General features: G+C 69.5%; 1 protein-coding gene. It reads left to right on the top strand.

Annotation, left to right across the window (positions count from 1 at the left end):
* The coding region (gene priA, locus ACFP9U_RS25075) for a replication restart helicase PriA (protein ID WP_378625602.1) at positions 1-1,356 on the top strand (1,356 nt) is incomplete at both ends.

Raw genomic sequence — 1,356 nt, forward strand, 5'->3', positions numbered from 1 at the left:
GGCCGAGCGCCTGCGCGAGAAGGCGGCCGCCGACGGCTTCGGCGTCACCCTTCTCGACGGGGTGACCGGGTCGGGCAAGACCGAGGTCTATTTCGAGGCCGTGGCGGCGGCGCTGGAAAGAGGCGGTCAGGTGCTCATCCTCCTGCCGGAGATCGCGCTCACCCAGGCTTTCCTCGAGCGCTTTCACGATCGCTTCGGGGCGAAGCCGGCGGAATGGCACTCGGACCTCGCCCCGAGGAAGCGCGAGCGCGTCTGGCGGCAGGTTGCGGAGGGGCAGGTGCGCGTGGTTGCCGGAGCACGCTCGGCGCTCTTTCTGCCCTTCCGCGAGTTGGGCCTGATCGTCGTCGACGAGGAGCACGACCCGGCTTACAAGCAGGAGGACCGGGTCTTCTACAACGCCCGCGACATGAGCGTGGTGCGGGCACGCTTCGGGGATTTCCCGGTGGTGCTCGCCTCGGCAACGCCGTCGCTGGAAAGCCGCGTCAACGCCGACCAGGGGCGCTACGACCGCATCGTGCTGCCGGCGCGCTTTGCCGAAGCGGCCATGCCGGACCTTTCGGCGATCGACATGCGCAAGGCCCCGCCGGCGCGCGGCGGCTTCCTGTCGCCGGTGTTGATCGAGGCGATCGGCGACACGCTGGCGCGCCGGGAGCAGGCGCTGCTCTTCCTCAACCGCCGCGGCTACGCGCCGCTGACGCTGTGCCGGGTCTGCGGGCACCGCTTCCAATGTCCCAACTGTTCGACCTGGCTGGTGGAGCACCGTTTCCGCCGGCAGCTCGTCTGCCATCATTGCGGACACAACGAGGCGCAGCCGGAGGCCTGCCCGGAATGCGGGACGCTAGACCATCTGGTTCCCTGCGGGCCCGGCGTGGAGCGTATCGCCGAGGAGGTGGACCGGCATTTTCCGGACGCCCGCACCATCGTGCTTTCCTCGGACACGATGGGCGGAGTGAAGCGGCTGCGGCTGGAGCTTGAAGCCATCGCCGAAGGGGAGGCGGATATCGTCGTCGGCACGCAGCTCGTCGCCAAGGGGCACAACTTCCCGGGCATGACGCTGGTGGGTGTGGTGGATGCGGATCTCGGGCTTGCCAATGGCGACCCGCGTGCCGCCGAGCGCACCTTCCAGCTCCTTTCCCAGGTGACGGGCCGTGCCGGCCGCTCGGGCAGGAAGAGCACCGGTCTCCTGCAGACCTACCAGCCGGAACATCCGGTCATGCGGGCGCTGGTCTGCGGCGATGCCGAGACCTTCTATGAACGCGAGATTGCCGAGCGCGAGCGCGCTGTCCTGCCGCCCTTCGGCCGCCTGGCGGCCATGATCGTCAGCGCCGCCAGCCGCGCGGAGGCCGAAAGCCATGC

The organism is Nitratireductor sp. GCM10026969 (genome assembly GCF_042660605.1).
Classification (GTDB): Bacteria; Pseudomonadota; Alphaproteobacteria; order Rhizobiales; family Rhizobiaceae; genus Chelativorans.